Source organism: Microbulbifer aggregans (genome assembly GCF_020524005.1).
In the GTDB taxonomy this organism is placed as follows: Bacteria; Pseudomonadota; Gammaproteobacteria; order Pseudomonadales; family Cellvibrionaceae; genus Microbulbifer; species Microbulbifer aggregans_A.
The window spans coordinates 1-1,476 of the sequence record NZ_JAIVKK010000036.1; the positions used below are offsets into that span (position 1 = coordinate 1).

Sequence of the window (1,476 nt, forward strand, 5' to 3'; positions counted from 1 at the left end):
TGGTTGTTCCCTCACACCCGAAAAGATCTGATATCTCCTTGGGGTTGAGAGAGTCACCTATGAATCGCAGAGACGCTTTCGATCTACTTACATGTGCCATTTCTAGTGGATGCCTAACGCCGCAATCAGACGCGGCTTACTTTGTGTGCTTTTTGCACGAAAATGGGAGCGCAGCGACCGTGCAAAAAGCGCACAAAGTAAGACGTCGGCTGCATTGCCTTGTTAACTGCTTACCACCAGAGATCGTGCAAATAGAGCTGAAGATTTCTTAGGTGCAACCCCCAATGTGAAATGTAACTTTGCTCCAAGTGCCATAACGCATCGTCTTCTGAGGTATTTTCAAAATACCAGAGAACATCTATTAGATCACCTAAGATATCTGCCAGATCATCAACAGCATCTCCAACCGAAATTCTCGTACTTTCTAGATTTTCAGAAATTTCTAATACAGTGTTGTAGTAGCCAATCTTTGGGAATCTTGACTCAACCTTTGATCTAATTGTTTTGTAATCGTTATTGGGAGCATCGCCATACTCCTTTTCATCAAAGGTGAACTTTGCAGAAGAAACTATGATTGGAAGTTTATCGAGATGCCCCAGTAGCAATCCGAGATCACCCTCCTCTCCGGATTCAACCAGAACGAAATCTACAAATTCTTTGATTGATGCTTCGATATTCATCTTGCAGTTAACGCCGCCGGCAGGGGCAGCTTACCTTGTGCGCGTTTTGCGCGAAAATGGGAGCGCAGCGACTCGCGCAAAAGGTGCACAGGGTAAGCTGTCCCGCGGAGGGCCGCAGGCCCGGAGCGAATTGCCCGGCCTTGTTAGCCATCGGTGTACTGCCGCAATGCAGGAGTATTTTTGACTAATGATTCAATCCGACTTGATAGCAACTTTGATTTTTCCCAGTGCTCAAGAACATGCAAATTTTCTACATAAAAGAGGCCATATAGAATATTGCCAAGCTTTGAGTACACTGCCCTTTCGTCGCCTTGTGCATACATTTGCGGAAGAATCATATTTTCAAGGCCTGCGTAAGTCGATCTGATCTCGTCTTTTCCGCCAAACAAGTAATATTGTATATAGCCAAGCTCCGCTTGTTTGGGTCCTTTTACATGGAGCAATAATTCGCCATCTTCAGATGCTATATAAATACCCACAAGATCTTCGTGCTCTGCTAGCTCTTGAGCTGATTGTTTCAAGTCATCCATGCTTTTGCTCTTGTGGCTAACGCCCGCAACAGGGGCGACCAATGCTATGCACCTTTTGTGCGAAACTGGGAGCGCAGCGACCCGCACAAAAGGTGCATAGCGTTGGGCGTCCCGCGAAGGCCCGAAGGGCCGTAGCATACTGCTTGCGCTTGTATGGTGTACATGCTCACTCAAACGGGCAAAATTGAGGCCCACCTCTGGCTGCAACCAGAGGCCTTTTATGCGGTAGTTCGATGCCTGCCTGGCTCCTCTGTCGAGAGACCGTT

At 47.3% G+C, this 1,476-nt stretch carries 2 protein-coding genes; both read right to left on the minus strand.

Annotated elements, in window-relative coordinates:
* Positions 1-230 precede the first annotated feature (230 nt).
* Positions 231-680, minus strand: coding sequence for a DUF5063 domain-containing protein (locus LC093_RS20180; protein ID WP_226669300.1), 450 nt, complete (start codon positions 678-680; stop codon positions 231-233).
* Between the two features lie 143 nt (positions 681-823).
* Positions 824-1,210 (minus strand): hypothetical protein, encoded by a 387-nt coding sequence (locus LC093_RS20185; RefSeq protein ID WP_226669303.1) that lies wholly within the window; start codon positions 1,208-1,210, stop codon positions 824-826.
* Positions 1,211-1,476: the final 266 nt, after the last annotated feature.